This window comes from Pseudomonas triticicola (assembly GCF_019145375.1).
Taxonomy (GTDB): domain Bacteria; phylum Pseudomonadota; class Gammaproteobacteria; order Pseudomonadales; family Pseudomonadaceae; genus Aquipseudomonas; species Aquipseudomonas triticicola.
Window position 1 is genome coordinate 4,538,761 of sequence record NZ_JAHSTX010000001.1, and the last position, 24,264, is coordinate 4,563,024.

At 61.3% G+C, this 24,264-nt stretch carries 21 protein-coding genes; 11 read left to right on the forward strand and 10 right to left on the reverse strand.

Annotation, left to right across the window (positions count from 1 at the left end; all coding sequences use genetic code 11):
* Positions 1-18: 18 nt before the first annotated feature.
* The 6 genes from KVG85_RS19975 (at position 19) to KVG85_RS20000 (ending at position 6,949) form a co-directional block, all read left to right on the forward strand.
* A complete protein-coding gene (locus tag KVG85_RS19975; RefSeq protein ID WP_217864753.1) occupies positions 19-630 on the forward strand; it encodes a c-type cytochrome in 612 nt (203 codons plus the stop codon).
* A 199-nt stretch (positions 631-829) separates the two neighbouring features.
* Entirely contained in the window at positions 830-1,471 is a 642-nt protein-coding gene (locus tag KVG85_RS19980; protein WP_016772349.1) for a thiol:disulfide interchange protein DsbA/DsbL, read from the forward strand.
* Positions 1,472-1,485: 14 nt separating this feature from the next.
* Positions 1,486-2,364: an endonuclease/exonuclease/phosphatase family protein gene (locus tag KVG85_RS19985; protein WP_133335424.1), complete on the forward strand. Its 879-nt coding sequence runs from the start codon at positions 1,486-1,488 to the stop codon at positions 2,362-2,364.
* Positions 2,361-4,376, forward strand: coding sequence for a GGDEF domain-containing protein (locus KVG85_RS19990; protein WP_217864754.1), 2,016 nt, complete (start codon positions 2,361-2,363; stop codon positions 4,374-4,376). The genes KVG85_RS19985 and KVG85_RS19990 overlap by 4 nt, the downstream gene beginning before the upstream one ends.
* Before the next feature lie 101 nt (positions 4,377-4,477).
* Positions 4,478-5,260, forward strand: coding sequence for an N-acetylmuramoyl-L-alanine amidase (locus KVG85_RS19995; RefSeq protein WP_217864755.1), 783 nt, complete (start codon positions 4,478-4,480; stop codon positions 5,258-5,260).
* Between the two features lie 75 nt (positions 5,261-5,335).
* The gene (locus KVG85_RS20000; RefSeq protein ID WP_217864756.1) at positions 5,336-6,949 is read left to right on the forward strand and encodes an EAL domain-containing protein; all 1,614 of its coding nucleotides are present in this window, start codon (positions 5,336-5,338) and stop codon (positions 6,947-6,949) included.
* On the opposite strand, the gene KVG85_RS20005 is transcribed toward KVG85_RS20000, so the two are convergent.
* Both KVG85_RS20005 and algB read right to left on the reverse strand, forming a co-directional pair.
* A complete protein-coding gene (locus KVG85_RS20005; RefSeq protein ID WP_071173949.1) occupies positions 6,946-8,736 on the reverse strand; it encodes an ATP-binding protein in 1,791 nt (596 codons plus the stop codon). The two genes, KVG85_RS20000 and KVG85_RS20005, sit on opposite strands and share 4 nt — an antisense overlap.
* Positions 8,737-8,746: 10 nt before the next feature.
* Positions 8,747-10,093 (reverse strand): sigma-54-dependent response regulator transcription factor AlgB, encoded by a 1,347-nt coding sequence (gene algB, locus KVG85_RS20010; RefSeq protein WP_024014980.1) that lies wholly within the window; start codon positions 10,091-10,093, stop codon positions 8,747-8,749.
* 429 nt (positions 10,094-10,522) lie between these two features.
* Here algB and KVG85_RS20015 point away from each other — a divergent pair, with 429 nt between their 5' ends.
* From KVG85_RS20015 to KVG85_RS20035, 5 genes are all read left to right on the forward strand, one after another.
* The gene (locus tag KVG85_RS20015) at positions 10,523-10,807 is read left to right on the forward strand and encodes a hypothetical protein (RefSeq protein ID WP_024014979.1); all 285 of its coding nucleotides are present in this window, start codon (positions 10,523-10,525) and stop codon (positions 10,805-10,807) included.
* A 74-nt stretch (positions 10,808-10,881) separates the two neighbouring features.
* Complete coding sequence (locus KVG85_RS20020; protein ID WP_003177151.1) at positions 10,882-11,046, forward strand: DUF1328 domain-containing protein; 165 nt, start codon at positions 10,882-10,884, stop codon at positions 11,044-11,046.
* A 2-nt stretch (positions 11,047-11,048) separates the two neighbouring features.
* Positions 11,049-11,513 carry an inhibitor of vertebrate lysozyme family protein gene (locus KVG85_RS20025; RefSeq protein ID WP_217864757.1) on the forward strand — a complete coding sequence of 155 codons (465 nt, stop codon included), beginning with the start codon at positions 11,049-11,051 and terminating at the stop codon, positions 11,511-11,513.
* A gap of 716 nt (positions 11,514-12,229) precedes the next feature.
* Positions 12,230-13,561, forward strand: coding sequence for a glutamate/aspartate:proton symporter GltP (gltP, locus tag KVG85_RS20030; RefSeq protein ID WP_024014978.1), 1,332 nt, complete (start codon positions 12,230-12,232; stop codon positions 13,559-13,561).
* A gap of 202 nt (positions 13,562-13,763) precedes the next feature.
* Positions 13,764-14,993 carry a nucleoside recognition domain-containing protein gene (locus KVG85_RS20035; protein ID WP_071173947.1) on the forward strand — a complete coding sequence of 410 codons (1,230 nt, stop codon included), beginning with the start codon at positions 13,764-13,766 and terminating at the stop codon, positions 14,991-14,993.
* 115 nt (positions 14,994-15,108) lie between these two features.
* Here the strand turns inward: KVG85_RS20035 and KVG85_RS20040 are convergent, their stop codons facing one another.
* From KVG85_RS20040 to KVG85_RS20075, 8 genes are all read right to left on the reverse strand, one after another.
* The gene (locus KVG85_RS20040; RefSeq protein WP_217864758.1) at positions 15,109-15,735 is read right to left on the reverse strand and encodes an ABC-type transport auxiliary lipoprotein family protein; all 627 of its coding nucleotides are present in this window, start codon (positions 15,733-15,735) and stop codon (positions 15,109-15,111) included.
* The gene (locus KVG85_RS20045; RefSeq protein ID WP_217864759.1) at positions 15,732-16,670 is read right to left on the reverse strand and encodes an MlaD family protein; all 939 of its coding nucleotides are present in this window, start codon (positions 16,668-16,670) and stop codon (positions 15,732-15,734) included. The genes KVG85_RS20040 and KVG85_RS20045 overlap by 4 nt, the downstream gene beginning before the upstream one ends.
* Before the next feature lies 1 nt (position 16,671).
* Positions 16,672-17,475 carry an ABC transporter ATP-binding protein gene (locus KVG85_RS20050; RefSeq protein WP_122506332.1) on the reverse strand — a complete coding sequence of 268 codons (804 nt, stop codon included), beginning with the start codon at positions 17,473-17,475 and terminating at the stop codon, positions 16,672-16,674.
* On the reverse strand, positions 17,472-18,620 hold the full coding sequence (locus KVG85_RS20055) for an ABC transporter permease (protein ID WP_217864760.1): 1,149 nt from the start codon (positions 18,618-18,620) through the stop codon (positions 17,472-17,474). The genes KVG85_RS20050 and KVG85_RS20055 overlap by 4 nt, the downstream gene beginning before the upstream one ends.
* Positions 18,621-18,674: 54 nt before the next feature.
* A complete protein-coding gene (locus tag KVG85_RS20060; protein WP_024014974.1) occupies positions 18,675-19,703 on the reverse strand; it encodes a DUF5924 family protein in 1,029 nt (342 codons plus the stop codon).
* A gap of 212 nt (positions 19,704-19,915) precedes the next feature.
* Positions 19,916-21,310 (reverse strand): M16 family metallopeptidase, encoded by a 1,395-nt coding sequence (locus tag KVG85_RS20065; protein ID WP_217864761.1) that lies wholly within the window; start codon positions 21,308-21,310, stop codon positions 19,916-19,918.
* 175 nt (positions 21,311-21,485) lie between these two features.
* Positions 21,486-23,144: a Na/Pi cotransporter family protein gene (locus KVG85_RS20070; RefSeq protein ID WP_217864762.1), complete on the reverse strand. Its 1,659-nt coding sequence runs from the start codon at positions 23,142-23,144 to the stop codon at positions 21,486-21,488.
* Between the two features lie 326 nt (positions 23,145-23,470).
* Positions 23,471-24,238 carry a TerC family protein gene (locus KVG85_RS20075; protein WP_071173939.1) on the reverse strand — a complete coding sequence of 256 codons (768 nt, stop codon included), beginning with the start codon at positions 24,236-24,238 and terminating at the stop codon, positions 23,471-23,473.
* Between the last annotated feature and the right edge of the window lie 26 nt (positions 24,239-24,264).

Below are 24,264 nucleotides of genomic sequence, written 5' to 3' on the forward strand. Positions count from 1 at the left end.
CCGTAGTTGGATTAGCTGATGAACAAATTGATCGTGAGTCTGCTGTTGACCGTGGGAATTTCAGGTGTCGCCCATGCTGCCGGCGATGCCGCAGCAGGCCAGGCCAAAGCTGCCGTGTGCGGAGCCTGTCACGGCCCGGACGGCAACAGCATGGCGCCAAACTTTCCGAAACTGGCAGGTCAAGGTGAACGCTACCTCGACAAGCAATTGCACGACATCAAGTCGGGCAAGCGCGTGGTGCTGGAAATGACCGGGCTGCTGACCAACCTGAACGATCAGGATCTGGCCGACATCGCTGCGTACTTCGCCAGCCAGAAAGGCAGCGTCGGCGCCGCCGATCCGAAGATCGTCGCTCGCGGTGAAGCGCTGTTCCGTGGCGGCAACCTGGAAAAAGGTCTGCCAGCCTGCACCGGCTGCCATTCGCCGAACGGCGCCGGCAATGCCGCCGCAGGCTTCCCGCACCTGGGTGGCCAGCACGCTCAATACATTGCCAAGCAGCTGACCGATTTCCGCAAGGAAGCCGACGGTCGCGCCAACGACGGCGACGCAATGACCATGCGCACCATCGCACGCAAGCTGAGCGACGAAGACATCGCTGCGGTTTCCAGCTACATACAAGGCCTGCACTGAGGCCCTGATTCGAGTGTTGCATGAGGCGCGTAACGCCGGCCACGTTAACGCTCGATTAATCCTTCGCAGCAAGTATAAAAAGGGTGGCTTTGGCCGCCCTTTTTTGTGGCCGCTGCCGTTACACTACAGCACTCATGCCCGCCAGGATCTGTGTCGCAACAGGTCGAGCGAGGCGACCCAAATTGTTCAGGAGTAAAGCATGCGTAATCTGATCATCAGCGCCGCCCTCGTCGCTGCCAGCCTGTTCGGCGTCACCGCCCAGGCCGCTGAAGCCCCTGCCGCCCCTTACGTCGAACTGGCCAATCCGGTGCCGGTGGCAAAGCCTGGCAAGATCGAAGTGGTCGAGCTGTTCTGGTACGGCTGCCCGCATTGCTACGCTTTTGAGCCAGTGATCAATCCATGGGTTGAAAAACTGCCGTCCGACGTCAACTTCGTGCGCATTCCCGCCATGTTCGGCGGCCCATGGGACGCTCACGGCCAGATGTTCCTGACTCTGGAAGCCATGGGTGTCGAGCACCAGGTGCACAACGCCGTGTTCAACGCGATCCAGAAAGAACACAAGAAGCTCACCGACAAGAACGACATGGCTGACTTCCTCGCCACTCAAGGCGTGGACAAGGACAAGTTCCTCGCCACCTTCGACTCGTTCGCTATCAAAGGCCAGATCGTCAAGGCCCGTGAGCTGGCGAAGAAGTACGAAATCACTGGCGTGCCAACCATGATCGTCAACGGTAAATACCGCTTCGACATCGGCTCTGCCGGTGGTGCCGAGCAAGCATTGAAGCTGGCTGACGATCTGGTCGCCAAAGAGCGAGCGGCTAATAAGGCTGCTGCCAACTAAGCGCGGCATTCGCCATGCGCCGCTGGAAGTCCGAACGCATCGTTGGCCTGCATGATCCGCGGGTCAACGAGCATCATCTGGCGTCTACGGGCCTGCCCGCAGACCAGCGTCTGCGCTTGCTCAGCTTCAATATTCAGGTCGGCATCAGCACTGAGCGCTATCGGCATTACCTGACCCGCAGCTGGCAGCATCTGCTGCCGCACACCGGGCGTTCCGGCAATCTGCAAAAGATCGGTGACCTGCTCGGCGACTTCGATCTGGTCGCGCTGCAGGAAGCCGATGGCGGCAGCCTGCGCTCGGGCTACGTCAATCAGGTCGAACATCTGGCCCACCTCGGCGCCTTTCCCTACTGGTATCAACAACTCAATCGCAACCTCGGTCGACTGGCCCAGCACAGCAATGGCGTGCTCAGTCGCCTGAAGCCGTGGGCGATCGAGGATCACCCGCTGCCCGGCCCGAAAGGTCGCGGCGCGATCCTGCTGCGTTTCGGCGAAGGTCCGGAGGCACTGGTGGTGGTGATGATGCACCTAGCCCTCGGCGCGCGGACGCGCAGCCTGCAACTGGCCTACATTCGTGATTTGATCAGCGGTTACAAGCATCAGGTGCTGATGGGCGACATGAATACCCATGCCAGCGACCTGCTCGAACACTCGCCGTTACGCGATCTCGGCCTGCTGGCCCCGCAGGTGGAAGCGACCTTCCCCAGCTGGCGCCCACAGCGTTGCCTTGATCATATTCTGCTCAGCCCGACCCTGACCCTGGAAAAGGTCGAGGTGCTGGCCCAGCCCATTTCCGATCACCTGCCGGTCGCGGTGGAAATTCGTCTGCCGGGTTCGCTCACGGCCGACGCATTGCCCGCGTTGAGCCCTGCCCCTCGCGGAACCTGTGAATGAGCGACGACGCCCAGCGCTGGAAAGAGAAGTACCTCAAGAGCATCGAACAGCAGGACAAGCTCGAACGCCGCTGGGCCGCGCGACTCGACCTGCTGCGACGCGGTCTGGTGCGCAGCACGCTGGCGGCCGAAGGCACCGACAAGGCTGTCGATCAGTGCATGAAAGAAATGCGCGAAGTCGTGCGTACCGATGACATGGACGCCGGCCTCGCCGCCCTGCTGCCGCGTCTGGAAAAAGCCGTGCTCGACTCCGAGCAGCGCCGTGAAACGCGCATCGATCAGGTCAGCACCGCGCTCACCGCGCTGGTCACCCAGTTGCAGGCTTTGCCATTGCCGCGCGAAGTCGCGCAACCGCTGAAGAAATTCGCCAAGCAACTGGACAGCCGCGTCGGTCAGGCACGGGAAATGCCGCTGCTGTTGAGCGAACTCAGTGGCTTGCAGGGCAAGGCCTTGAGTCAGTTGGAAACGCCAGCCGAGCCTGGCCGGCCGGGGCTGTTGCAGCGTTTGTTTGGCAGCCGTGACGGTGAGGAAGCCGCTGCACCGGCGGCCGACATACCTGCGACACCAGTGCCGCAGCCGGTCGAAGCCCGACAATCTGAACCGGAGCCTGCGCAATCGGCACCGGCGGCCCACGCTGAGCCAGCGATCGCAGCGCCCGAGACCGTCATCGAGGCGCCTGTCCAGACGCCGCCTGATGAGCCGCAAGTCGTTGCGTTCGCTGCGCCTGTGGTCGCCGTTGAAGCCGAGCCAACGCAGGTTGAGCCAGCCGCTGACACCGAGATAACCGTCGCTGCGCAAGCAACCGAAGCACTCAACCCCGACGAACTGATCCACCCCGGCGATCCGTCGCCGCTGCTCCTCGACAGCCTGCCCTTGCCCGAGCCGATCGCTCAGGCCTTGGCCGCCATCGACCCGGAGCAGTCGGAGCACGACATCCTCTTCGCCCTGCCGGATTCTCCAGAGCCGTCCTACAGCTCCGTGGCCCGACATATCGAAGACACGCTGATCGGCCTGCTCGACGACCTGACCTTGCCCGAGCGCCACCGGCCGCAAGCCGAGGCAATGCGCGAACGGCTCAAACACGGGCTCAACTGGTACGAACTACTACCGATCCTCGACGATCTCGCAACCTTGATGCTGGCGATTACCGATAGCGGTCAGCACGAATTCGAAGCCTATCTGCAGCAACTCAACGAACGTCTCGAAGCGTTCCAGAGCAACCTGCAAGCGGCCAGCGAAGGGCATGCCGACAACAGCTCGGCGGCGCGGGCCATGGACACGCAGATTCGCGAGCAGGTCGACGGCTTGCAGAGCAGCGTCCAGCAAGCAGCCGACCTCGATGACCTCAAGCATGTGCTGGAGAATCACCTGGAAGGCCTGCTGGGAACGATGGACCAGCACCAGAAGCAGCGCGACGCCCGCGAGCAGGAAGTCGCCGCCAGGTTGAAGAGCCTGTCGGAGCGGGTCGCGCATATGGAGCAGGAAGCCTTGGGTTTCCGCGAACACCTTGAGGAACAGCGGCAGAAAGCCCTGATCGATCCGTTGACCGGCCTGCCTAACCGCGCGGCGTGGAGTGAACGCCTCGAGCATGAAATCCAGCAATGGCAGCAGCACGGCAACACCCTCAGCCTGGCCATGCTCGACCTCGATCACTTCAAGCGGATCAACGACAGCTATGGCCATCTGGCCGGCGACAAAGTGCTGAAGATCATCGCCACGGTATTGCGCAAACGCCTGCGCGGCTCGGATTTCATCGCCCGTTTCGGCGGTGAAGAGTTCGTGCTGTTGCTGCCCGCGACGCCACCAGCGGTGGGCGCGAAACTGCTGGAAACCCTGCGCGCGGCGATCGAAGCCTGCCCGTTTCACTTCAAGGGCGAGCGAGTGACCATCACCATTTCCATGGGGCTGGCCGCGTTCCGGGTGGGAGAACACAGCGATCTGGTGCTGAAAAGAGCCGATCAGGCGCTGTACCGAGCAAAAAACGCCGGGCGCAACCGAGTCGAGCTAGGTTAAGGCAATTGTTCCATTTTGTTTAAATCCGCCCGCTGGCGGACTCTGAGCAAATCCGTACGTTACACTGTTGCATTATCGTTTTCAGCGTATCGTCCTCTGCCATGAAATTCCTTGCCCTTGTTGCCTCGCTGCTCGTCCTCGCTGGTTGCGCCAGCGGCCCGCGCTATGACACCAGCCATCCTTCGGCCAATTACGACAGCCGCATCCAGTTCGTTGTGGTGCATTACACCTCGGCGTCGCTGGAGCGTTCGCTGCAATTGCTGACCCATGGCGACGTCAGTAGCCATTACCTGATCGGCGATGACAAGAGCGCCACCGTGTACAAGCTGATGGACGAAAACCAGCGCGCCTGGCACGCCGGCGAAAGTCAGTGGCAGGGCCGCACCTGGCTCAACTCCAGTTCCATCGGCATCGAAATCGTCAATCCCGGCTACAAGGACACCCCGACGGGGCGCCTGTGGTATCCGTACAGCGAAGCGCAGATCGAATCGTTGATCACCCTGCTCAAGGACATTAGCAAACGCAACGGCATCAGCCCGCGGCACATCATCGGTCACAGCGACATCGCGCCGTTGCGCAAGCTTGATCCGGGGCCACTGTTCCCGTGGAAACGTCTCGCCGCCGAAGGCCTTGGCCTATGGCCGAACGAGCAAGCGGTGGCGCGGCAGCAGGCTGTATTCGATACCAGCCCATTGCCGGAAATCGGCTGGTTCCAGGCGCAACTCGCGCGCCTGGGTTACGACACGCCGCAGACCGGCGAGCTGGACGTCGCCACGCGCCACGTCCTCGCCGCGTTCCAGATGCATTACCGCCCTGCCCGCTTCGACGGCACACCGGATGCACAAACTGCGGCACTTCTTTTGGTCCTCAATCAGACAAAATAATGACGCCCGCCCGACGGTCAGGGCGAAATCGCAATCAGCAGCTATAACTCATGGTAATTCTTCGGAAAATCCCTGATGGCTGCGACCCGAGAGACGCTGCGTAGCTGGTTTTATCGCCCTGTTTTTTTGGCGATGATCGCGGCTGTCCTCAGCGCCAGCCTGTTGATCGCCGGCGGTATGTTCGTGGCGATGCGCCAGATGGAAATGCGCGAGAGCCAGGAAATGAACGCCCAGGGCGAGCGTTTCCTCGCGCGCCTCGAACAATTGTTCGGCCAGTTGCGCGAAAGTCTCGACGACCTTGAAGCCCAGCCCTTGCGCGGCTGCGACGAAGAAATGATCGCGACCCTGCAGCAAGTCACCTTCAACTACCGCTTCGTCTATGAAGCCGCGTACATGGACGCCTCGCGGTTCTGCTCCAACCGTCCGCGCCAGGAAGGTCTGTCGTTGGTGCGGGCGCCGGACATTCAGGGCCCGACCTACAGCTATTGGCTGAACACCACCACCGAACCCGATGAAAACCGCGCGGCACTGATGCTCGGGCGCGGCAATTTTCGGGTCGCCACCTCTCGCGGACATTTGACCGACATGGTCGACCTGTCGCCCGGCAGCAGCCTGTTGGTGGTGCTCGATCACGGTACTCGCGCGATCCCGGTACTCGGTACGGCGCAAGTCTGGCCGCCGACCGAACCCTGGCCCCCCAAGAGTAGCGATGCACTGCAAGTCACACATACGCGGCTGATCTACCGCATGCCCACCAACAACCCGGAATATCAGCTGGTACTGATTACACCGCGCACCGGCATGCACGTCCCGGCTGTGTGGTGGTGGCTGTTGCCGGTGTGCCTGATCGCCGGGGCCGTTGTCGGCTTTCTGACCTTGCTACTGGTGCGTCAGCGCCAGTCGCTGGATGCCGAGCTGCACGGGGCGATCCGCCGGGGCGAGTTGCAGGTGCTGTATCAGCCGATCTTCGATCTCGACAGCCGCAACTGCGTCGGCGCCGAAGCGCTGCTGCGCTGGCGGCGCCCGGACGGCACGCTGACAAGCCCCGACCTGTTCATTCCCATGGCGGAGAACACCGGGCAGATCCGGCAGATGACCGACTTCGTCTTGCAGCGTCTGCTCGAACAGCTGGGTCAGTTACTGCGCGCCAATCCGCAGCTGTATATCTCGGTGAACCTCGCGGCCTGCGATGTCATGGTGCCGCGCATCGGCCAGGTCATGGCGCGGCTGCTCGCGTTGCACCGCGTCGCCGCGCGGCAGATAGCCTTCGAAGTCACCGAGCGCGGCCTGATTGATGTGGTGGTGGCGCGGGAAAACCTGCAAGCCTTGCGCGACGTCGGCCATCAGGTGCTGATCGATGATTTCGGCACCGGCTATTGCAGCCTCGCCTATCTGCAGACCTTGCCGGTGGACTGTTTGAAAATCGACAAGGCGTTCATCGATGCGCTGGGCCATGACGCGGCGAGCAGCGGCGTCGCTCCGCACATCATTCACATGGCGCAGGCGCTGGATCTGAAAGTGATTGCCGAAGGCATTGAGCTGGAATCCCAAGCCGCACTGCTCAGCAGTGAGGGAGTCAAGTTCGGTCAGGGCTGGCTGTTCGCCCACGCACTGAGCGCTGTGCAATTCATCGAACTGATCACCCGCGGCAGGCGCCTTGCCGCGCGGCGTATGGACGACGAAGCCTAGACGGCCAGCGCCATGTAGAACTGGGTGCCCTGCCCCGGCCGCGAATAAACGCCCATGCGTCCGCCGTGCAACTGGACGATTTCCTTGCACAGTGCCAGGCCGAGCCCGGCGCCACCCTTCTTGCGCCCGACCTGCACGAACGGCTCGAAAATCCGCCCCTGCTGGCCGTAGGCAATGCCTTCGCCGTTGTCTTCGACGCTGATGATCACCCGCTCGCCATGGCGGCGCGCCTGCAGACGGATCTGCCCGTCGCGGGCGGTGTGCCGCAGGGCGTTGTCGATCAGGTTGTCGAGGACGCGATCAAGTTGCGCCTGGTCAGCCTGCAGCCTCGGCAGCGGGCCTTGAATCTCGACGTTCAGCGCAACACCTTTGGCCGCAGCCACGTCGGCAAAGCGCAGTTGCGCCTGCTCCAGCAAGTCTTCAATGGAACATGGCGCCAGAGTGAGTTTCTGTAGGCCGTTCTGGTAGCGCGAGAAGTTGAGCAAGTCGTTGATCAACTGCATCAGGCGCTGCATTTCTTCGTTGACCGTATCCAGCAGGTCAGCTTCGCGCGATTCCGCCGGGAACTTGGCCCGCTCGCGAAACAGCCCGAAGGCCATGTGCATGCCCGTCACCGGCGTGCGCAGCTCGTGGGAAGCGCGCAAGACAAACTCACTGCGCACGCGCTCGAACGCGCGTTGCTCGGTGACATCGTGCAGCACCATCACCGCGCCGAGAATATGCCCCTGGGTATGACTGACCGGCGTCAGGCTATAAGTCAGAAGGCGCGATTCACCATCGACTTCGATACTCAGATCTTCCGGCGCGCGCTCCAGCGTGCCGCCGCGCAGGACCAATTGCAGTTGCGCATCCAGCTCCGGGCGCCCGAGTGCGGTGCCCAAGCCTTGGCCGAGCCGGTCGTCTTCCCAGCCCAACTGGCGCTGAGCCACCGGGTTGAGGTGTTCGAGCTGGCCTTGGCGGTCGATCATCAGCAAGCCGTCGTCGATGCTGTCGAGCACCGCTTGCAAGCGCTGCTGACCGGCCAACAGTTCGTCGACATTCATCGCCTGGTGTTCGCGCAGCGCCTCGGCCATCAGGCCGAAGCGCCGTGACAGCAGATTGACTTCCATGGCCGTGGAAATCGGCAGGGTCACGTCATAGTTGCCCTGCCCGATGTTGTCGGCAGCCTTGGCCAGCGCTTCGATCGGTGCGCCGAAACGTCGGGCGATGCCTTGGGCGGTGACGAAACCGATGATCAGCACCGCCAGCCCGACCAGGCCAAGCAGCCCGGCAATCAGCAACGCGCGTTCGCGGGCAGCGTGCTGGACGGCATTGATGGTTTCCAGTGCGTGTTTGTGCTCAGCGATCAAACCGTTACGGAGGATATTGAAGCGCTCGCGGAAATCCGCGCTGGTGCTGGCGTTCTTCGCCGCTTCGGCAGTCACGTCGAATGAGGCGAGGAAGTTCAGGTAGTCGGCCTTGGCCTGGCGGAAACCGTAAGGCTGGTCATCGCCCTCCGGCTGCTGGGCGATGCCTTGGTCGAGCAACTCGAAGTAGTGCTGTTTGGACGCTTCGAACGCAACGGGATCCGGTTTTTCGGCGAGCATGATGATCAATTGATCACCGAGGGTCTGGCGCAGCTTGAGGCCCAGATCCAGGGTGACAAAATTGCTGCGCACCAGCGCTTCCTGCGACCCGGCCATCTGCATCACGCTGACCAGCCCGAGCAAGAGCCCGAGCAAGGCCACGGTGATCAACGCAGAAATGCTCAGGAACAGGCGCGTGCGCAGCTTGATCGCCAGTTTCATCGCGCAGTGCTCACAGGTTGTACTGCTTGCGTTTGCGATACAGGGTCGAGGCGTCGATGCCGAGGGTTTTCGCCGCTTGGTCCAGGGTGCCGGCAGTAGCGAGCACCGCGCCGATGTGCGCTTTCTCCAGCTCGTCCAGGCTCAGCGCCGCGCCGACCCGTGGCGCGTTGTTGGCCGGTTGTTCGGCCATACCCAGGTGGCTGATTTCCACGCGTTCCTGCGGGCAGATGATGCTGGCCCGCTCGACCACGTTGCGCAGTTCGCGAATATTGCCCGGCCAGCGATAACCGAGCAGCGCTTCGCGCGCCTCATCGCTGAAGCCGCGCGCTGGGCGTGCGTACTCTTTGACGAAACGTGCGAGGAAGCGATCGGCAAGGGTCAGGATGTCTTCGGCGCGCTCGCGCAATGGCGGCAGGTGCAGGGTGATGACGTTGAGACGATAGAGCAGGTCTTCGCGGAAACGGCCGTCGCGGACCATGTCTTCGAGGTTGAGGTTGGTGGCGGCGAGGATGCGCACATCGGCGCGGCGAGTGACCGGATCGCCGACCCGCTCGTATTCCTTGTCCTGGATGAAGCGCAGCAACTTGGGTTGCAAAGTCAGCGGAAAGTCGCCGATCTCGTCGAGAAACAGCGTACCGCCGTCCGCCTGGTTGACCCGACCCAAAGTACTCTCGCTGGCGCCGGTGAACGCGCCACGGCTATGGCCGAACAGCTCGCTTTCCATCAGCTCGGCAGTCAGCGACGGGCAGTTGATAGTGACGCAGGATTTCTTCTCGCGCTTGCTCCAGCCGTGGATCGCACGGGCCAGTTCACCTTTACCGGTGCCGGACTCGCCAAGGATAAGAATGTTGGCGTCGGTGCTTGCGACCTGCCGTGCCGTTTCCAGTACGACTTTCATCGCCGGGCTGTGGGAATCCAGACCGTCTTTCGGTTTGCGGATCTCGCCTTCCAGCGCTTCGAGCCGCGCGGAGAGCTGGCGCACTTCCAGCTGCTTGGCGGTGGCCAGGCGCAGTTGATCAGGGCTGCATGGCTTGACCAGATAATCGGCGGCGCCAGCCTGAATGGCATCAACCGCGGTGTCGACCGCCGAGTGGGCGGTGACGATCACTACGCGCATCCACGGCGCCTGAATGCGCATTTGCGCGAGGACATCGAGACCGTTGTCCTCGCCCAGGCGCAAATCAAGGAAGCACAGATCGAAGACCTGACGTTGCAGCAAAGCATCGGCCTGGGCTGCGCTATTGGCGGTGGCTACCGTATAGCCTTCGTCTTCGAGGCAATAACGAAACGTACGCAGGATGGCGGATTCATCGTCCACCAGCAGAATGCGGCCTTGTTGCTCAGTGGCAGATTCCATTTTTCCTACGCTCCATAGTGATTAGTCTTGGGTTAGTCCCGGAAAAATCGGGCAAGTTGCATGGTTGATTCTGAACGATACCAGCCATAGGAGGGTAGCTCTCTACTGCCATAACGGCCAATTCATTGATTTCGTTGAGTTTTAAAACATTCTGCGTTTTGCAGGGCAGATCCTGCGTCCTCTTCTGACATCTGCGTACCGGTAGCAATTCCATATCATCGAAATTTCCCACGAAATAATCGTGCATTGCGCACGACCGCAGAAGAGCCATCGTGCAGGATGCGTCTTAGGAAATTTCTCAATCACGTATAACTCATTGTTTTTACTGGTTTTTTCATAGATTAAAAAACTGGCATGCAGGCTGCAATACCTCACTCAGCCCGGGCAGAACAGCACCTGCCCCAACCGAACAAGCGTGAGGAACACAGGATGACTCGCCCAATCGCCGCCCAAGTACGTATTTCGCCACTGCAGATCCAGCAAGGTCTGTTCGGTGTACTGGCGTTGCTGATCACCCTGATCGTCTGCCAGCAGTACATGAGCTGGGAAAACAGCCGTAAACCCGAGCCACTGATTTCGATGCAGCACAGCACTCAAACGCACTTCAGTGCCGTAAGCAGCAGCCAGGCCGAGAACGCTTCGATGCACATGATCGATGTAGACCAGGCGCAACCGCTGGATCAATTGCCACGGGAAGAGCGCTGGGTTTTCTAAGCCTTTGAACACATTCAGGCGCGTAGCGTCGGAAACCGGAAACACCCCTAAATAGAGAAGTAAGGAGAATCACCATGTTGAGCTGGGCAATTACATTCTTGATCATTGCCATCATCGCCGCCGTTCTGGGCTTCGGTGGTATCGCGGGCACCGCCACGGGTATCGCCAAGATTCTCTTTGTCGTGTTCCTGGTGATGTTCATCGCTTCCTTCTTCTTTGGCCGTCGCGGCCGAGGTTAACGATGATCGGTCTCAAGACATTGGCCGCCGCCCTGCTTCTGGGCGGCAGTGCCATGGCCATGGCGGCCAATGACGGCCAGGCTCGGGTCAACGAACTGTTGAGTTCCGACCCGCAGTATCGGCAGACCTGGGAAGGCGTGGTGAAGAAGGAAGAACGCCTGCCGGAATGGGTGATGAATCTCTCCGGCACGCCTGAGCAACAGATGAATGCCGTGACTGAAGATGGCGACAAGTATCTGGTCGGCCCGCTCTGCGAATCAGCAGACAAGTGTCTTAATCACCGCTTGATCGTCGCGTTCAGTTTCGACAAGAAAGACGCATACGCCATGCTCGTCGATGTGCCTGAGGGACTGCCGGCCGATAAGTCGCCTACGCGACATGCCACCTACCGTTTCCTCGGCAAACCCGATCAAGGCATGCAGGATCTGCTGATGGAAACCCTGAAGAAAGATCCGAAGTGGTACTGACGCAGGACGCGCAAAGGTTTCGAACACGAAAGCAGCGCCCCGCTGCTTTCCATTGCACCGCCCGATGAGGGTCGGTGCATGACCAGGGGGCCGGGATGTTCTGACTGATACAGGGTCGGAGTGACCTACGGGTACAGGGAGTACCTGCGCAAGGGCCGGGTCAGGGTAAAAGCTGCGCCGCAGGTTCGTCGACCCGGTGGTCTGACGAATCTGCGCTGGGCTTTGAATCCGCTAAAACATTGATCCAGCACGCCAATTCCCCATATTTCAATCGTCGACACTGCGAGGAAAACATTTCGCGGTGTTTCCTGGCGACCGTATATCGACAAAGATCGCGTTCGTTCCGTGTGACTTCTAGTCTTGCGATTCAGACTTTTTCCGGAAATTTCCGCCGGTTTTGCCTGTGCAAAATTTAACCAGGCCACGCTGTAATGGCCGGTTCACGGCACTTATGCCGGCACAAATGTCACAATCGAACCGCTTGGGACGCCAGTTTCAAATGAAAAAGCTCATGCCGATTAGGCATAGGGTAGGCGTTTACGGCATTAGACGGCGCCACCTTGCATCGGAATAGTTGCGCCTTTTTTCGCCTGCCGAAGAGCCGTAAACACGCGCTTCGGGGCACCTTATACGGAGGCAGATGCACAGACTTTTCCGCTGATGAGCGTTCCAGTTCCTGCATGTGCCTGAGTCAAACGCAAGTAAGGGTAAAGATAATGAAGAAGGCAAAAATCAGCCTCGCCTGGCAGATCCTCATCGGTCTGATTCTGGGGATTGCAATTGGTGCGTTGCTCAACCACTTCAGTGCTGAAAAGGCCTGGTGGATCAGCAACGTCCTGCAACCGGCAGGCGATATCTTTATCCGTCTGATCAAGATGATCGTGATCCCGATCGTCATTTCCTCGCTGATCGTCGGCATCGCTGGCGTCGGCGACGCCAAGAAACTCGGGCGTATCGGCCTGAAGACCATCATCTATTTCGAGATCGTCACCACCATCGCCATCGTTGTCGGTCTGGTGCTGGCCAACGTGTTCCATCCGGGCACCGGCATCGACATGAGCACCCTGGGCACGGTGGATATCTCCAAGTACCAGGCGACAGCCGCCGAAGTGCAGCATGAACATGCATTCATCGAAACCATCCTCAACCTGATCCCGTCGAACATTTTCGCGGCCATGGCTCGCGGCGAAATGCTGCCGATCATCTTCTTCTCCGTGCTGTTCGGTCTCGGCCTGTCGAGCCTGCAGTCGGACCTGCGCGAGCCGCTGGTGAAGATGTTCCAGGGCGTTTCGGAAAGCATGTTCAAAGTCACCCACATGATCATGAACTACGCCCCGATCGGCGTGTTCGCACTGATCGCGGTGACCGTGGCCAACTTCGGCTTCGCCTCGCTGCTGCCGCTGGCGAAACTGGTGATTCTGGTTTACGTCGCCATCGCCTTCTTCGCTTTCGTAGTACTGGGGCTGATCGCCAAGCTGTTCGGCTTCTCGGTGCTCAAGCTGATGCGCATCTTCAAGGATGAGCTGGTGCTGGCCTACTCCACCGCTTCCTCGGAAACCGTGCTGCCACGTGTCATCGAGAAAATGGAAGCCTACGGCGCGCCGAAAGCCATCTGCAGCTTCGTGGTACCGACCGGTTACTCGTTCAACCTCGATGGCTCGACCCTGTACCAGTCGATCGCGGCGATCTTCATTGCCCAGCTGTATGGCATTGACCTGTCGATCAGCCAGCAACTGCTGCTGGTGTTGACGCTGATGGTCACCTCCAAAGGTATCGCCGGCGTACCGGGCGTGTCTTTCGTGGTGCTGCTGGCCACTTTGGGCAGCGTTGGCATCCCGCTGGAAGGCCTGGCGTTTATCGCCGGTGTCGACCGCATCATGGACATGGCGCGTACCGCACTGAACGTGATCGGTAACGCCCTGGCGGTGCTGGTGATCGCGCGCTGGGAAGGCATGTACGACGACGCCAAGGGCGAGCGCTACTGGAACTCCCTGCCGCACTGGCGCAGCAAGGAAAAACTGCCGGCTGGCGAAATTTCCAAGAACTGATACAAAACCCTGTGGGAGCGAGCCTGCTCGCGAAGACGGTGTATCAATCTACAGAGATGTTGAATGTGCCGGCCTGTTCGCGAGCAGGCTCGCTCCCACAGTGATTGATGCAAGCCCCACCAACAAACCCCGGAGCAATCCGGGGTTTGTCGTTTCTGGCGACCCCGCTATCATTCGCCGCATTCTTCGGGGGATTTGACTGATGCTTAATGGCCTGTGGCTTGGCTTCTTCATCGTGGCAGCCGTGTCGGCGCTGGCGCAGTGGCTGATCGGCGGCAACGCCGGGATCTTCGCGGCGATGGTGGAAAGCATTTTCGCCATGGCCAAGCTCTCGGTCGAAGTCATGGTGCTGCTGTTCGGCACCCTCACCCTGTGGCTGGGCTTTCTGCGCATCGCCGAGAAAGCCGGAATCGTCGAGTGGCTGGCCAAGGTGCTCGGCCCGCTGTTTCTGCGGCTGATGCCGGAAGTCCCGGCCGGCCACCCTGCCCTCGGCCTGATCACGCTGAACTTCGCCGCCAACGGTCTGGGCCTGGACAACGCCGCCACGCCGATCGGCCTGAAAGCCATGAAAGCGTTGCAGGAGCTCAATCCCAGCGCCACCATCGCCAGCAACGCGCAGATTCTGTTTCTGGTGCTCAACGCCTCGTCGCTGACCCTGCTGCCCGTGACCATCTTCATGTACCGCGCCCAGCAAGGCGCGCCGGATCCGACGCTGGTGTTCCTGCCGATTCTGCTGGCGACCAGTTGCTCGACTATCGTCGGTTTTCTCTCCGTAGCTTTCATGCAACGCCTGCGCATCTGGGACCCGGTGGTCCTCGCCTATCTGCTGCCCGGCGCGCTGATCCTTGGCGGCTTCATGGCCCTGCTCGGCACGCTTTCCGCGACAGCACTGGCGGGATTGTCGTCGATCCTCGGCAATCTCACGCTGTTCGGCCTGATCATGCTGTTTCTGCTGATCGGCGCGCTGCGCAAGGTCAAGGTGTACGAGGCGTTTGTTGAAGGCGCGAAAGAGGGCTTCGATGTGGCGAAGAATCTCTTGCCGTATCTGGTCGCGATGCTGTGTGCGGTTGGCGTGTTGCGTGCCTCTGGTGCGCTGGATTTCGGCCTGGACGGCATTCGCCATCTGGTCGAATGGGCCGGTTGGGACACGCGCTTCGTCGATGCGCTGCCGACGGCGATGGTCAAACCGTTCTCCGGCAGCGCCGCCCGGGCGATGCTGATCGAGACAATGCAGACTTCCGGCGTCGACAGCTTCCCGGCGCTGGTCGCGGCGACGGTGCAGGGCAGTACCGAAACCACGTTCTATGTGCTGGCGGTGTACTTCGGCGCGGTGGGCATTCAGCGCGCGCGGCACGCGGTGGGGTGTGCGTTGCTGGCCGAGTTCGCCGGAGTGGTGGGCGCTATCGGCGTCTGCTACTGGTTCTTCGGCTGAGCAAAATTACCATGTGGGAGCGAGCCTGCTCGCGAAGACGGAGTGTCAGTCAATGCTTAAGTGACTGATACACCGCTTTCGCGAGCAGGCTCGCTCCCACAGGAGTTGTGGTGTGTCAGCGCGGTTGCGGGGCGAGTTTCTGGCCTTGCTCCACGGCCCAGGCCACAACCTTGGCCGTGAGGCGATCACTGGCCTGGCCAAACCCGGCGACCACCGCTGGCACCTGCACATCATTCAACGACTGGCGCTCTTCAAAACGGCGGCTGGCGAGGATGCGCTGGTCGTAACCACGCACCAGCAACGCATCGACCCGCACCACGACGCCGGCCTGGGTGCCCTGATATTCGGTCTGAAACGCCTGCAAACTGCCGCCCAGTTCCAGATCCGCCTGGAAGTTGCTGTCGTCGGTGCTCAGCAACGTCACTCTGCCGTCACGCTGGAATCCATCGAGTAGGCGATTGCGCACCAGTACCGGCGCCGGATCGCTCCAGCGCGAGCCTTTGTAGCTGCTGATCACATCGCCCTGCGGGATCACGGCAATGCTCGGCCGGTTCAGTGCTTCGCTGGCCTGCAATTTATTCAAGCGCAGCGACCACGACTGCGTCGCCGCCGGGCTGGTGGAGGCGAGCGCCGGTGCAGCGGGCAGGCGGTAGACGTCCGAGGGTTCCGACTTGGGCAAGATCGAGCACGCGCCGATCAGGGTCAGGCCAGCGCCGAGCAGGGCGATTCGAGTCAACTTCATGGGGTGAATTCCTTGTTCTTGTCGCTGCCCAGCAGGTAGCCGCTGGGGTTGGCCTCGAGGCGTTGGGAAATGGCGCGCAGCGAGGTCAGCGTCTCGCGCAGTTCGCGAATCGCCGGAGCCAGGCCGTTGAGGCCCTGCATGCCGTTATCCAGCGAATTCTGGTTTTTGCTGAGCAAGCCGTTGATGGTCACGCTGCTTTGCTCCAGCGACTTCATCGCCTGCTCGGCGCTGCCCAGGGCCTGTTTGCCCTGATCGTTGAGCAGGCCGTTGGCGTTGCGCATCAGCAGTGAGGTCTGCTCGAGCATGCTGCCGGCCTGTTTGCCGACGGTCGCCAGTTGCTGCATGGCTTGTTTGATGTCGCCGCGCTGGTCGTTGATGGTGCCCGTGGTTTGTTCCAGATGGGCGAGGGTGTTGCTCACGCGCTCGACGTTTTCCGCAGAGAACATGTGGTTGGCGTTTTGCAGCAGGGCGCTGATGCCGGTCATCAAGTCGCTGCTGTCGTTGAGCAGACGTGAGATAGGCGAGGGCGAGGCGACCAGCGTCGGCAGCTTGCCGTCATGCCCGCGCAGTTTCGGGCTTTCGGGTGTGCCGCCGCTGAGCTGGATGATCGAGGTGCCGGTGATGCCGGTCAGCGCCAGTTTGGCCTGGGTGTCTTCCTTGACCGGCGTGTCGCCCGCCAGACGAATCCGCGCCAGCACCCGGCGCGGGTCCTGCGGGTCGAGGCGCAGGCTGACCACGTCACCGACCTTGATCCCGCTGTACTGCACCGAACTGCCCTTGGACAGACCGCTGACCGCCTCGTTGAACACCACTTCGTAATCCTTGAACTCGGTGTCGACGCTGGATTTGGCCAGAAACAGGCCGAAGAGCAGGGCGCCGGCCACGACGATCACCGTGAACAGGCCGATCAACACATGATGGGCTCGGGTTTCCATATCAGACCTCGTTGAGCAGTTTGGCGGCGTCCAGCGCCGAGCGGCCGCGCGGGCCGTGGAAGTATTCGTGAATCCACGCGTCGGCGGTTTCCGAGACGTCGTCGATAGGGCCGGCAACCAGCACTTTCTTCTGCGCCAGCACCGCCACGCGGTCGGTGATGGTGTACAGCGTGTCGAGGTCGTGGGTGACCAGAAACACACTCAGACCCAACGCGTCACGCAGGGTCAGGATCAATTGATCGAACTGCGCCGCGCCAATCGGATCGAGGCCGGCAGTGGGTTCGTCGAGAAACAGAATGTCCGGATCCAGCGCCAGAGCCCGCGCCAGCGCCGCGCGCTTGATCATGCCGCCGGACAGCGACGCCGGGTATTTGTCCGCCGCCGACAACGGCAGCCCGGCCAACGCCAGCTTCACCGCCGCCAGGTGCTCGGCGTCGTGACGGCTGAGGCCGGCGTGTTCGATAAGGGGCAGGGCGACGTTCTCGGTCACGGTCAGCGAGGAAAACAGCGCGCCTTTCTGAAACAACACACCGAAGCGCCTTTCGATCAGCGAGCGTTCATGCTCGGGCAGATTCGGCAGGTTCTGGCCGAAGACCTTGACCATGCCTTCGCTGGGCCGATTCAGCCCGACGATGCTGCGCAGCAGCACCGATTTACCGGTACCGGAGCCACCCACCACGGCGAGGATTTCGCCCTTGTACACGTCCAGATCAAGGTTCTCGTGCACGCTCTGCGGGCCGAAGCGATTGCACAGGCCACGGACTTCGATCACCGCCTCCGAGGGCGCGCGGGGTAGACGACTCACCAGCCCATCTCCATGAAAAACAGCGCAGCCACCGCATCAAGCACGATCACCACAAAAATCGACTGGACCACGCTGGAGGTGGTGTGCGCGCCGACTGACTCGGCGCTGCCGCTGACCTTGAAGCCTTCCAGGCAACCGATCGCCGCGATCAGGAAAGCGAAGATTGGCGCCTTCACCAAGCCGACCAGAAAATGCTGAATGCCGATGTCCGATTGCAGCAGCGAGAGGAACATCGCCGGCGAGATGTCCAGCGACACCGCGCAGACCACACCGCCGCCGACAATCCCCGAAAGCATCGCCAGAAACGTCAGCATCGGCAGCGCCACCAGCAGCGCCAGCACGCGCGGCACCACCAGCAATTCGATCGGGTCGAGACCGAGAGTACGGATCGCGTCGATTTCTTCGTTGGCCTTCATCGAGCCGATCTGTGCGGTAAAAGCACTGGCGGTGCGCCCGGCCATCAGGATCGCCGTGAGCAGCACGCCGAATTCGCGCAGGAACGAGAAGCCGACCAGGTCCACGGTAAAAATCGTCGCGCCGAAACTGGCCAGCACTGTGGCGCCGAGAAACGCCACCACCGCGCCGACCAGAAACGTCAGCAGGGCCACGATCGGCGCGGCGTCGAGGCCGGTCTGCTCGATGTGCGCGATCATCGGCGTGATGCGCCAGCGCTTGGGCCGAAACAGACCACGGGCGATGACTTCGAGAATCAGGCCGACGAAGCCGAGCAGTTGCAGCGTGTCGGTCCAGACCTTGTCCACCGCGCGGCCAATGCGCGTCAGCAGTTGCACGCTGACGCTGATTTCCGGCTCCTTGATCGGTACGCAGAAATCACTCAGCGAGCAGTACACGGTTTGCAGCAAGGCGCGGTCGGCAGTTGAAAGGGTGCAATCGGGGTGTTCGGCGGTTTTGCCCAAGCGCTCGGAACCGAGCAGCTCGACCAGCAACGAGGCGCCGGCGGTGTCGAGGGCACCGAGGCCGTTCAGATCGATGGAAGTGTTGGCGTCATACTGGCCGCGGAGCTTTTCGCTCAGGTGCTTGAGCGCGGTGTAGTGGGCGAGCGTCCAGTCGCCGCTGACCCGCAGGCGGGCAGGGCTGAACGCGGTGTCCAGGTGGGCACTGCCGGGGGTTGGGCTGCTGGTCATAAGCTCCGTGCTTGTACGGCCGTTACGAGATCCTACGTAATAGCACGAACCGGATTACTTTTCTTTGGCCGGTGTGCTGTCGGTGATTGCGAAACGCAGCACGCCGATCAACTGCCCGTCCTCGGTCAACACCCGCACCTGCCATTTGCCCGCCGGGTTGCCGGGGAAGTTCTGCTTGTGCGTCCACGCCCGGTAGCCTTCCTTGCGCCCGCCATGGATGTCGAGGGCGATGCGGTCGACCTCTTTGCCGTTGAAGGTCCACACGTGATAAATCCGCTCGTCGAGACCGCGCGGCGCGTTGATCGCAGTGTAGGCGTAGAGCCCGCCGCTGCGGATCTGCTCGGCGCTGACGGTATCGAGGCTGGCGCCGGGGGTGCGATCCTGCAACTGCGTGCTGATCGCTACGTCGGTCATCCACAGCGTTGCCGGCGGCACCCACGAACGCAGCGCCCAACCGACGCCGCCGATGCCGACTGTGATGAACAGAATCGCCAGGGCATTGCGCACCGTGCGGATCGGGAAGATCGACGCCAGGCTCGGGAACGACAGCAGCACGGCAATCCCCAGCGCCCATTTGAAACTCTGCGCGGTGGTCAGGTGCATGATCACTGGCAGCGCGGTGAGCAGGGCGGCGAACAGGGTCAGGGTGTGCAGCGCGAGAAACGCCCAGCGCCGTGGCGCCAGCCATTTGTAGTACAGCGGATCGACGATAGAGATCAGTGCAGCAACGCTGAGCAACCCCGTGAAGACAAATTGGCCGCTGTTCCACGTGGTGGTGATGAAGAAGAATGGCAGAACGAAAAACAGGCTTTCCTGATGGATCATCTGCGTCGCGTAGCGCAGCAGCGGCTGGGGAATTTCGCGCTTGAAAATCCGTGTAAACAGCCCGGTCAGGGTGTTCTCTAGCATCAGCCAGATCCAGCTGAGCAGCATGATCACCGTGATCCAGCTGGCCAGCCCCTGTTGGCGATCGACGAGGATGAAACTGCCGACCCCGGAAATGAAACCACCCGCCGCGATCAACCCGGGGTAGCGCTTCATCAGCTCGAGAAGGCGCTGGATAAGGAGGGTCAGTTTTGGCATTTTGGCGGTTCACGACGATATGGGGAAAATCCCGGAAAGGTTAACGCCGCATGCCCCCTGTGGCGAGGGGATTTATCCCCCGATCGGCGGCGCAGCCGTCGTAGATCCTGCGAGCGAATTTTGTCTGGATCTACCGAGTTGCTCTTATTGGGGCTGCTGCGCAGCCCATCGGGGATAAATCCCCTCGCCACAAGTGCTCACTCACCACAGGATTAATGGCTTCCAGCAATTTTGTGGCGGCGATGCAGGCGCCAGCCGATCACGATCAGCAGCAACAACCCGATTCCACCAGCGACCAGCCACAACACCTGATCATCACTGATCAAAGGCTTCTCGATCCGGATATACCCCGGCTGCAGCAACAGCTCGCGCATCGCCTTGTTCGCCGCTTCCAGCGTCACCCCATGCAGCTCCCGCGCGGGATTGGCAAAGCGGCCATCCTGATAGTCGGCCAGCGCGCTCCAGTAATAGTCCGCCAGCGCGCTGTTGCCCTGCACGGCCCAGGCTTGGTGAGCAATGGCGGCTTGTTTGATGCGGGCGAAAGTGCTCGGGTCGAGGCCGTTTTTCAGCAGGTCGGCCTTGAGGTCTTCCAGCACTTGAATGGCTTCGTCGACGTCATCGCGATCCAGGTCCGCGTTGAGGCTCATGAAGCCGACACCGCCGAACACTTCGCGCTCGGCCCAGGGCCCGTACGACAAGCCATGGTTGAGACGAATCTGCCGGTACAGCGCCCAGTCGAGGTAATCCTTGAGAATGTCGAACGTCTGATCGTACTGATCGTCGAGCACCGGTTCCGGCACCAGCCAGTGCAGCTTGGCGCTGTCGCCAATGAAGCCACGGGTGAGGGTGCGCTCATGGGCGGCGCTGGTGCGGATGTCCGGCAGCGCCCGGTGTTCGGTGGGCTCGACCGGCTCCAGCTCGCCCCAGGTACGCTCGAGATAGGCCGGCAGCAGTTTGTCGAGTTCGCCGACGACGATCAGGGTCATGTTGTTCGGCGCGTACCAGGCCTTGCGCACCTTCTCCAATTGCTCTTGGGTCAGATGGCCGACTTCGGCACGCTGCGGGCATTTCAGTCCCAGCTCGACAGCCAGTTGATTGCTCGCGGTATGACCGAGGTCCTGACGGTCGAGGAAACGTTGCAGCCTGGTGTAATGCCCGCCGTCCTCACGCTCGACCACTCGTTTCGCCGCGTTGATTGCGTTGTCGTCGATGCGTGTCTGGGTCAGCAGCGCGAGCAGCAGGTCGAGCACCTTGCGCTGGTTTTTCGCCGGGGCCTCGATGACGAACGTGGTGTCGGCGTTGCTGGTGAACGCATTCCAGTCCCCGCCCAGCGCCTGCATGCGTTCTTCCAGACCGCCTTCGCCGGTGGCGTCGATACCGCTGAACAGCAGGTGTTCGAGCAAATGCGGCAGCTCTTTTTCGTCGCAGTCGAAGTCATCGAGGCCAACGCCGACCACCAGCCGGATCGCCACATGCCCGCGTTCGGTACCGGGCTTGAGCATCAGTTGCAAACCGTTGGGCAGCGCATAGCCTTCGACCTGAAAGCGATCCAGGGCAAAGGCGGGCAGGGAACCGAGCAACAGACAGGCGAACAACAGGCAACGCATAACAGGCTTCCATACGGCTGATTTGGAGATCCGTGTCGTCAGTCAGGGCCCCATCGCTGGCAAGCCCGCTCCCACAAGGATCTGCGGCGCTCACAAACCCTGTGGGAGCTGGCTTGCCAGCGATGGCGGTCTCAAGGCTGAACCACTGTAACTGACTGGCCCCAGCCCCAGACGTTCAAGGCGAATGCGTAATGTCGGCCATGTCATCCACCGCCAGCGCGCCGGTGTCCGCCGTTTCCAGCACGACATAGGCGCTGCTGCAGAACAGCGAATTGAGCCGTTTCATGTCGGCGATCAATTCCAGATGCAGCGAGCTGGTCTCCAGACTCTGCACGATCTTGCGCTGCAAACGGCTGACATGTGCGTGGGCCAGACGCCGTTCCTGGGCGCGAAAGCGGCGTTTCTCGCGCAGCAACTGCCTCGCGCTTTCGCGGTCGCCGCTGAGAAACACCGACAGACCCAGGCGCAGGTTGGCGATCAGTTGCTGTTGCAGCCCGGCAAGATCTTCCAGGCCTTCTTCGGAAAACGAACGGCGCTGCGAAGTCTTCTGCTGCTGGATCTTGCGCAGCATGCGCTCGATCAGGTCGGCGGCGAGTTTCAGGTTGATCGCCAGTTCGATGATCTCGGCCCAGCGCCGACTGTCGTGCTCGCCGAGATCCTCGCGGGGCATCTGCGCCAGATACAGCTTGATCGCGCTGTACAGGGCCTCGACGTCATCGGTCAGGCGGCGCATTTCCTGAGTGACGGCAGTCTGCTTGCCGCGCAGCACATCAAGGGAGGCATCGAGCATGTTGTCGAGCAGATCGCCCATGCGCAGGGTTTCCCGCGCGGCGTTGGCCAGCGCCAGGCTCGGCGTGACCAGCGCGGTCGGGTCGAGATGGCGCGGTTTGGCGGCGCCGTTGACCTCCGGCCGCTCCGGCAACAGCCAAGCACAGAGCCGCGCCATCGGCCCGACGCTGGGCAGCAGGATCAGGCAGCGCGCGGTGTTGTAGAGCAGGTGGAAGCCGATGACCATTTCCTGCGGGCTGAAATCAAGGCTGTCGATCCAGTGCACCAGCGGGTCGAGCACCGGGATGATCAGCAGCAAACCGATCAATTTGTACAACAGACTGCCCAGCGCAACCTGGCGGCCGGCGGCGTTCTGCATGGTGGTGCTCATGAAGGCAAGGATGCCGCTGCCGATGTTGGCGCCGATCACCAGACCGATCGCCACCGGCAGGCTGATCACCGCAGCCCCGGCCAGCGTGGCGGTGAGCAGCACGGCGGCGAGGCTGGAGTAGGAAATCATTGCAAACAGGGCGCCGACCAGGGCATCGAGGAGGATGTCGCCGGTCAGCGAGGCGAAAATCACTTTCACCCCTTGCGCGTGAGTGATCGGCGCAGCGGCCTCGACGATCAATTGCAGGGCGAGAATGATCAGCCCCAGCCCGATCGACACCCGCCCCATCTGCCCGAGCCGTGTCTGTTTGCGCGACAAAAAGAAAATCACCCCGAGGAAAATCAGCAGCGGCGACAGCCACGACAGATCGAGGGTCAGCACCCGCGCCATCAGTGCGGTGCCGACATCGGCGCCCAGCATGGTCGCCAGCGCCGGCGTCAGCGCCATCAGGCCCTGACCGACAAACGAAGTGACCAGCATCGCCGTGGCGTTGCTGCTCTGCACCATCGCCGTGACGAGAATACCGGCGATGAATGCCAGCCATTTCTTCGACATGTTCTGGCCGATGACATGTCGCAGATTGGTGCCATAAACCCGCAGGATGCCGGTTCGGACGATGTGCGTGCCCCAGATCAACAGGGCGACGGCGGACAACAGATTGAGCAGGGTGAGCATGCAGACCCCCTGTAGTAGCAGCGCCCCAGAGGGGCAAGTGGACGGCACCGCGCGGTTTCTACGTTCTTGATACTTAAGCTGTAGTCGGCGAACGGTCTCGGCGCCAGCATTGCACAGCTAAAGCGTGGATTGAAACAAAAGTGTCATGAGAACAGGTGCATCCACCCACCGAATCCGACACGTTTCCCCTCTGCTGCCCAAAACAACTGTGGGAGCGAGCCTGCTCGCGAAAGCGGTGGGCCAGCCAACATTGTTGTCGACTGGCGCTCCGTCTTCGCGAGCAGGCTCGCTCCCACAGGGGGTATCGCTTGCGATGGACTACCGGGTTACTGCCCCGGCACATCCTTGCGCAGTTTCACCGGATCCTGCTGCTGTCTCTTCTTGGCCATCGCGCCGCGCAGTTTGATGTTGATAGCCTCAACCGCCAGCGAGAACGCCATGGCGAAGTAGACGTAGCCTTTTGGCACGTGCACGTCGAACGATTCGGCGATCAGCACGGTACCGACCACCAGCAGGAAGGACAGCGCGAGCATTTTCAGCGACGGGTGCTTGTCGATGAATTCGCTGATCTTGCCCGACGCCAGCATCATCACCAGCACTGCCACGACGATCGCCGCGACCATGACCGGAACGTGGGAGACCATGCCGACGGCAGTGATCACCGAGTCCAGCGAGAAGACGATATCGATGATCGCGATCTGGATGATGGTGTAGAGGAAATTGCCGCCCTTGCCCGACGGCGCGTCGTCGCTTTCGTCTTCGCCTTCCAGCGCGTGGTACATCTCCTGCGAGCTTTTCCACAGCAGGAACAGGCCACCGAAGAACAGGATCAGGTCGCGACCGGAGATGCCCTGGCCGAACACTTCGAAAAGATCGGCAGTGAGGCGCATGACCCAGGTGATCGACAGCAGCAACAGGATCCGGGTGATCATGGCCAGGCCAAGACCGAAGATCCGCGTGCGCTGCTGCATGTGTTTCGGCATGCGGCTGACCAGGATCGAAATCATGATGATGTTATCGATACCGAGGACGATTTCCAGGGCGGTCAGGGTAAAGAAGGCAACCCAGATTTCGGGGTTGGTCAGCCAATCCATGTGTATTCCTTTGAGCAATTGTTGAA

Bases quoted from the DNA above. Each gene is read 5' to 3' on its own strand.
- KVG85_RS19975 (WP_217864753.1), top strand. From the start codon at position 19: ATGAACAAATTGATCGTGAGTCTGCTGTTGACCGTGGGAATTTCAGGT.
- KVG85_RS19980 (WP_016772349.1), top strand. From the start codon at position 830: ATGCGTAATCTGATCATCAGCGCCGCCCTCGTCGCTGCCAGCCTGTTC.
- KVG85_RS19985 (WP_133335424.1), top strand. From the start codon at position 1,486: ATGCGCCGCTGGAAGTCCGAACGCATCGTTGGCCTGCATGATCCGCGG.
- KVG85_RS19990 (WP_217864754.1), top strand. From the start codon at position 2,361: ATGAGCGACGACGCCCAGCGCTGGAAAGAGAAGTACCTCAAGAGCATC.
- KVG85_RS19995 (WP_217864755.1), top strand. From the start codon at position 4,478: ATGAAATTCCTTGCCCTTGTTGCCTCGCTGCTCGTCCTCGCTGGTTGC.
- KVG85_RS20000 (WP_217864756.1), top strand. From the start codon at position 5,336: ATGGCTGCGACCCGAGAGACGCTGCGTAGCTGGTTTTATCGCCCTGTT.
- KVG85_RS20005 (WP_071173949.1), bottom strand. From the start codon at position 8,736: ATGAAACTGGCGATCAAGCTGCGCACGCGCCTGTTCCTGAGCATTTCT.
- algB (WP_024014980.1), bottom strand. From the start codon at position 10,093: ATGGAATCTGCCACTGAGCAACAAGGCCGCATTCTGCTGGTGGACGAT.
- KVG85_RS20015 (WP_024014979.1), top strand. From the start codon at position 10,523: ATGACTCGCCCAATCGCCGCCCAAGTACGTATTTCGCCACTGCAGATC.
- KVG85_RS20020 (WP_003177151.1), top strand. From the start codon at position 10,882: ATGTTGAGCTGGGCAATTACATTCTTGATCATTGCCATCATCGCCGCC.
- KVG85_RS20025 (WP_217864757.1), top strand. From the start codon at position 11,049: ATGATCGGTCTCAAGACATTGGCCGCCGCCCTGCTTCTGGGCGGCAGT.
- gltP (WP_024014978.1), top strand. From the start codon at position 12,230: ATGAAGAAGGCAAAAATCAGCCTCGCCTGGCAGATCCTCATCGGTCTG.
- KVG85_RS20035 (WP_071173947.1), top strand. From the start codon at position 13,764: ATGCTTAATGGCCTGTGGCTTGGCTTCTTCATCGTGGCAGCCGTGTCG.
- KVG85_RS20040 (WP_217864758.1), bottom strand. From the start codon at position 15,735: ATGAAGTTGACTCGAATCGCCCTGCTCGGCGCTGGCCTGACCCTGATC.
- KVG85_RS20045 (WP_217864759.1), bottom strand. From the start codon at position 16,670: ATGGAAACCCGAGCCCATCATGTGTTGATCGGCCTGTTCACGGTGATC.
- KVG85_RS20055 (WP_217864760.1), bottom strand. From the start codon at position 18,620: ATGACCAGCAGCCCAACCCCCGGCAGTGCCCACCTGGACACCGCGTTC.
- KVG85_RS20060 (WP_024014974.1), bottom strand. From the start codon at position 19,703: ATGCCAAAACTGACCCTCCTTATCCAGCGCCTTCTCGAGCTGATGAAG.
- KVG85_RS20065 (WP_217864761.1), bottom strand. From the start codon at position 21,310: ATGCGTTGCCTGTTGTTCGCCTGTCTGTTGCTCGGTTCCCTGCCCGCC.
- KVG85_RS20070 (WP_217864762.1), bottom strand. From the start codon at position 23,144: ATGCTCACCCTGCTCAATCTGTTGTCCGCCGTCGCCCTGTTGATCTGG.
- KVG85_RS20075 (WP_071173939.1), bottom strand. From the start codon at position 24,238: ATGGATTGGCTGACCAACCCCGAAATCTGGGTTGCCTTCTTTACCCTG.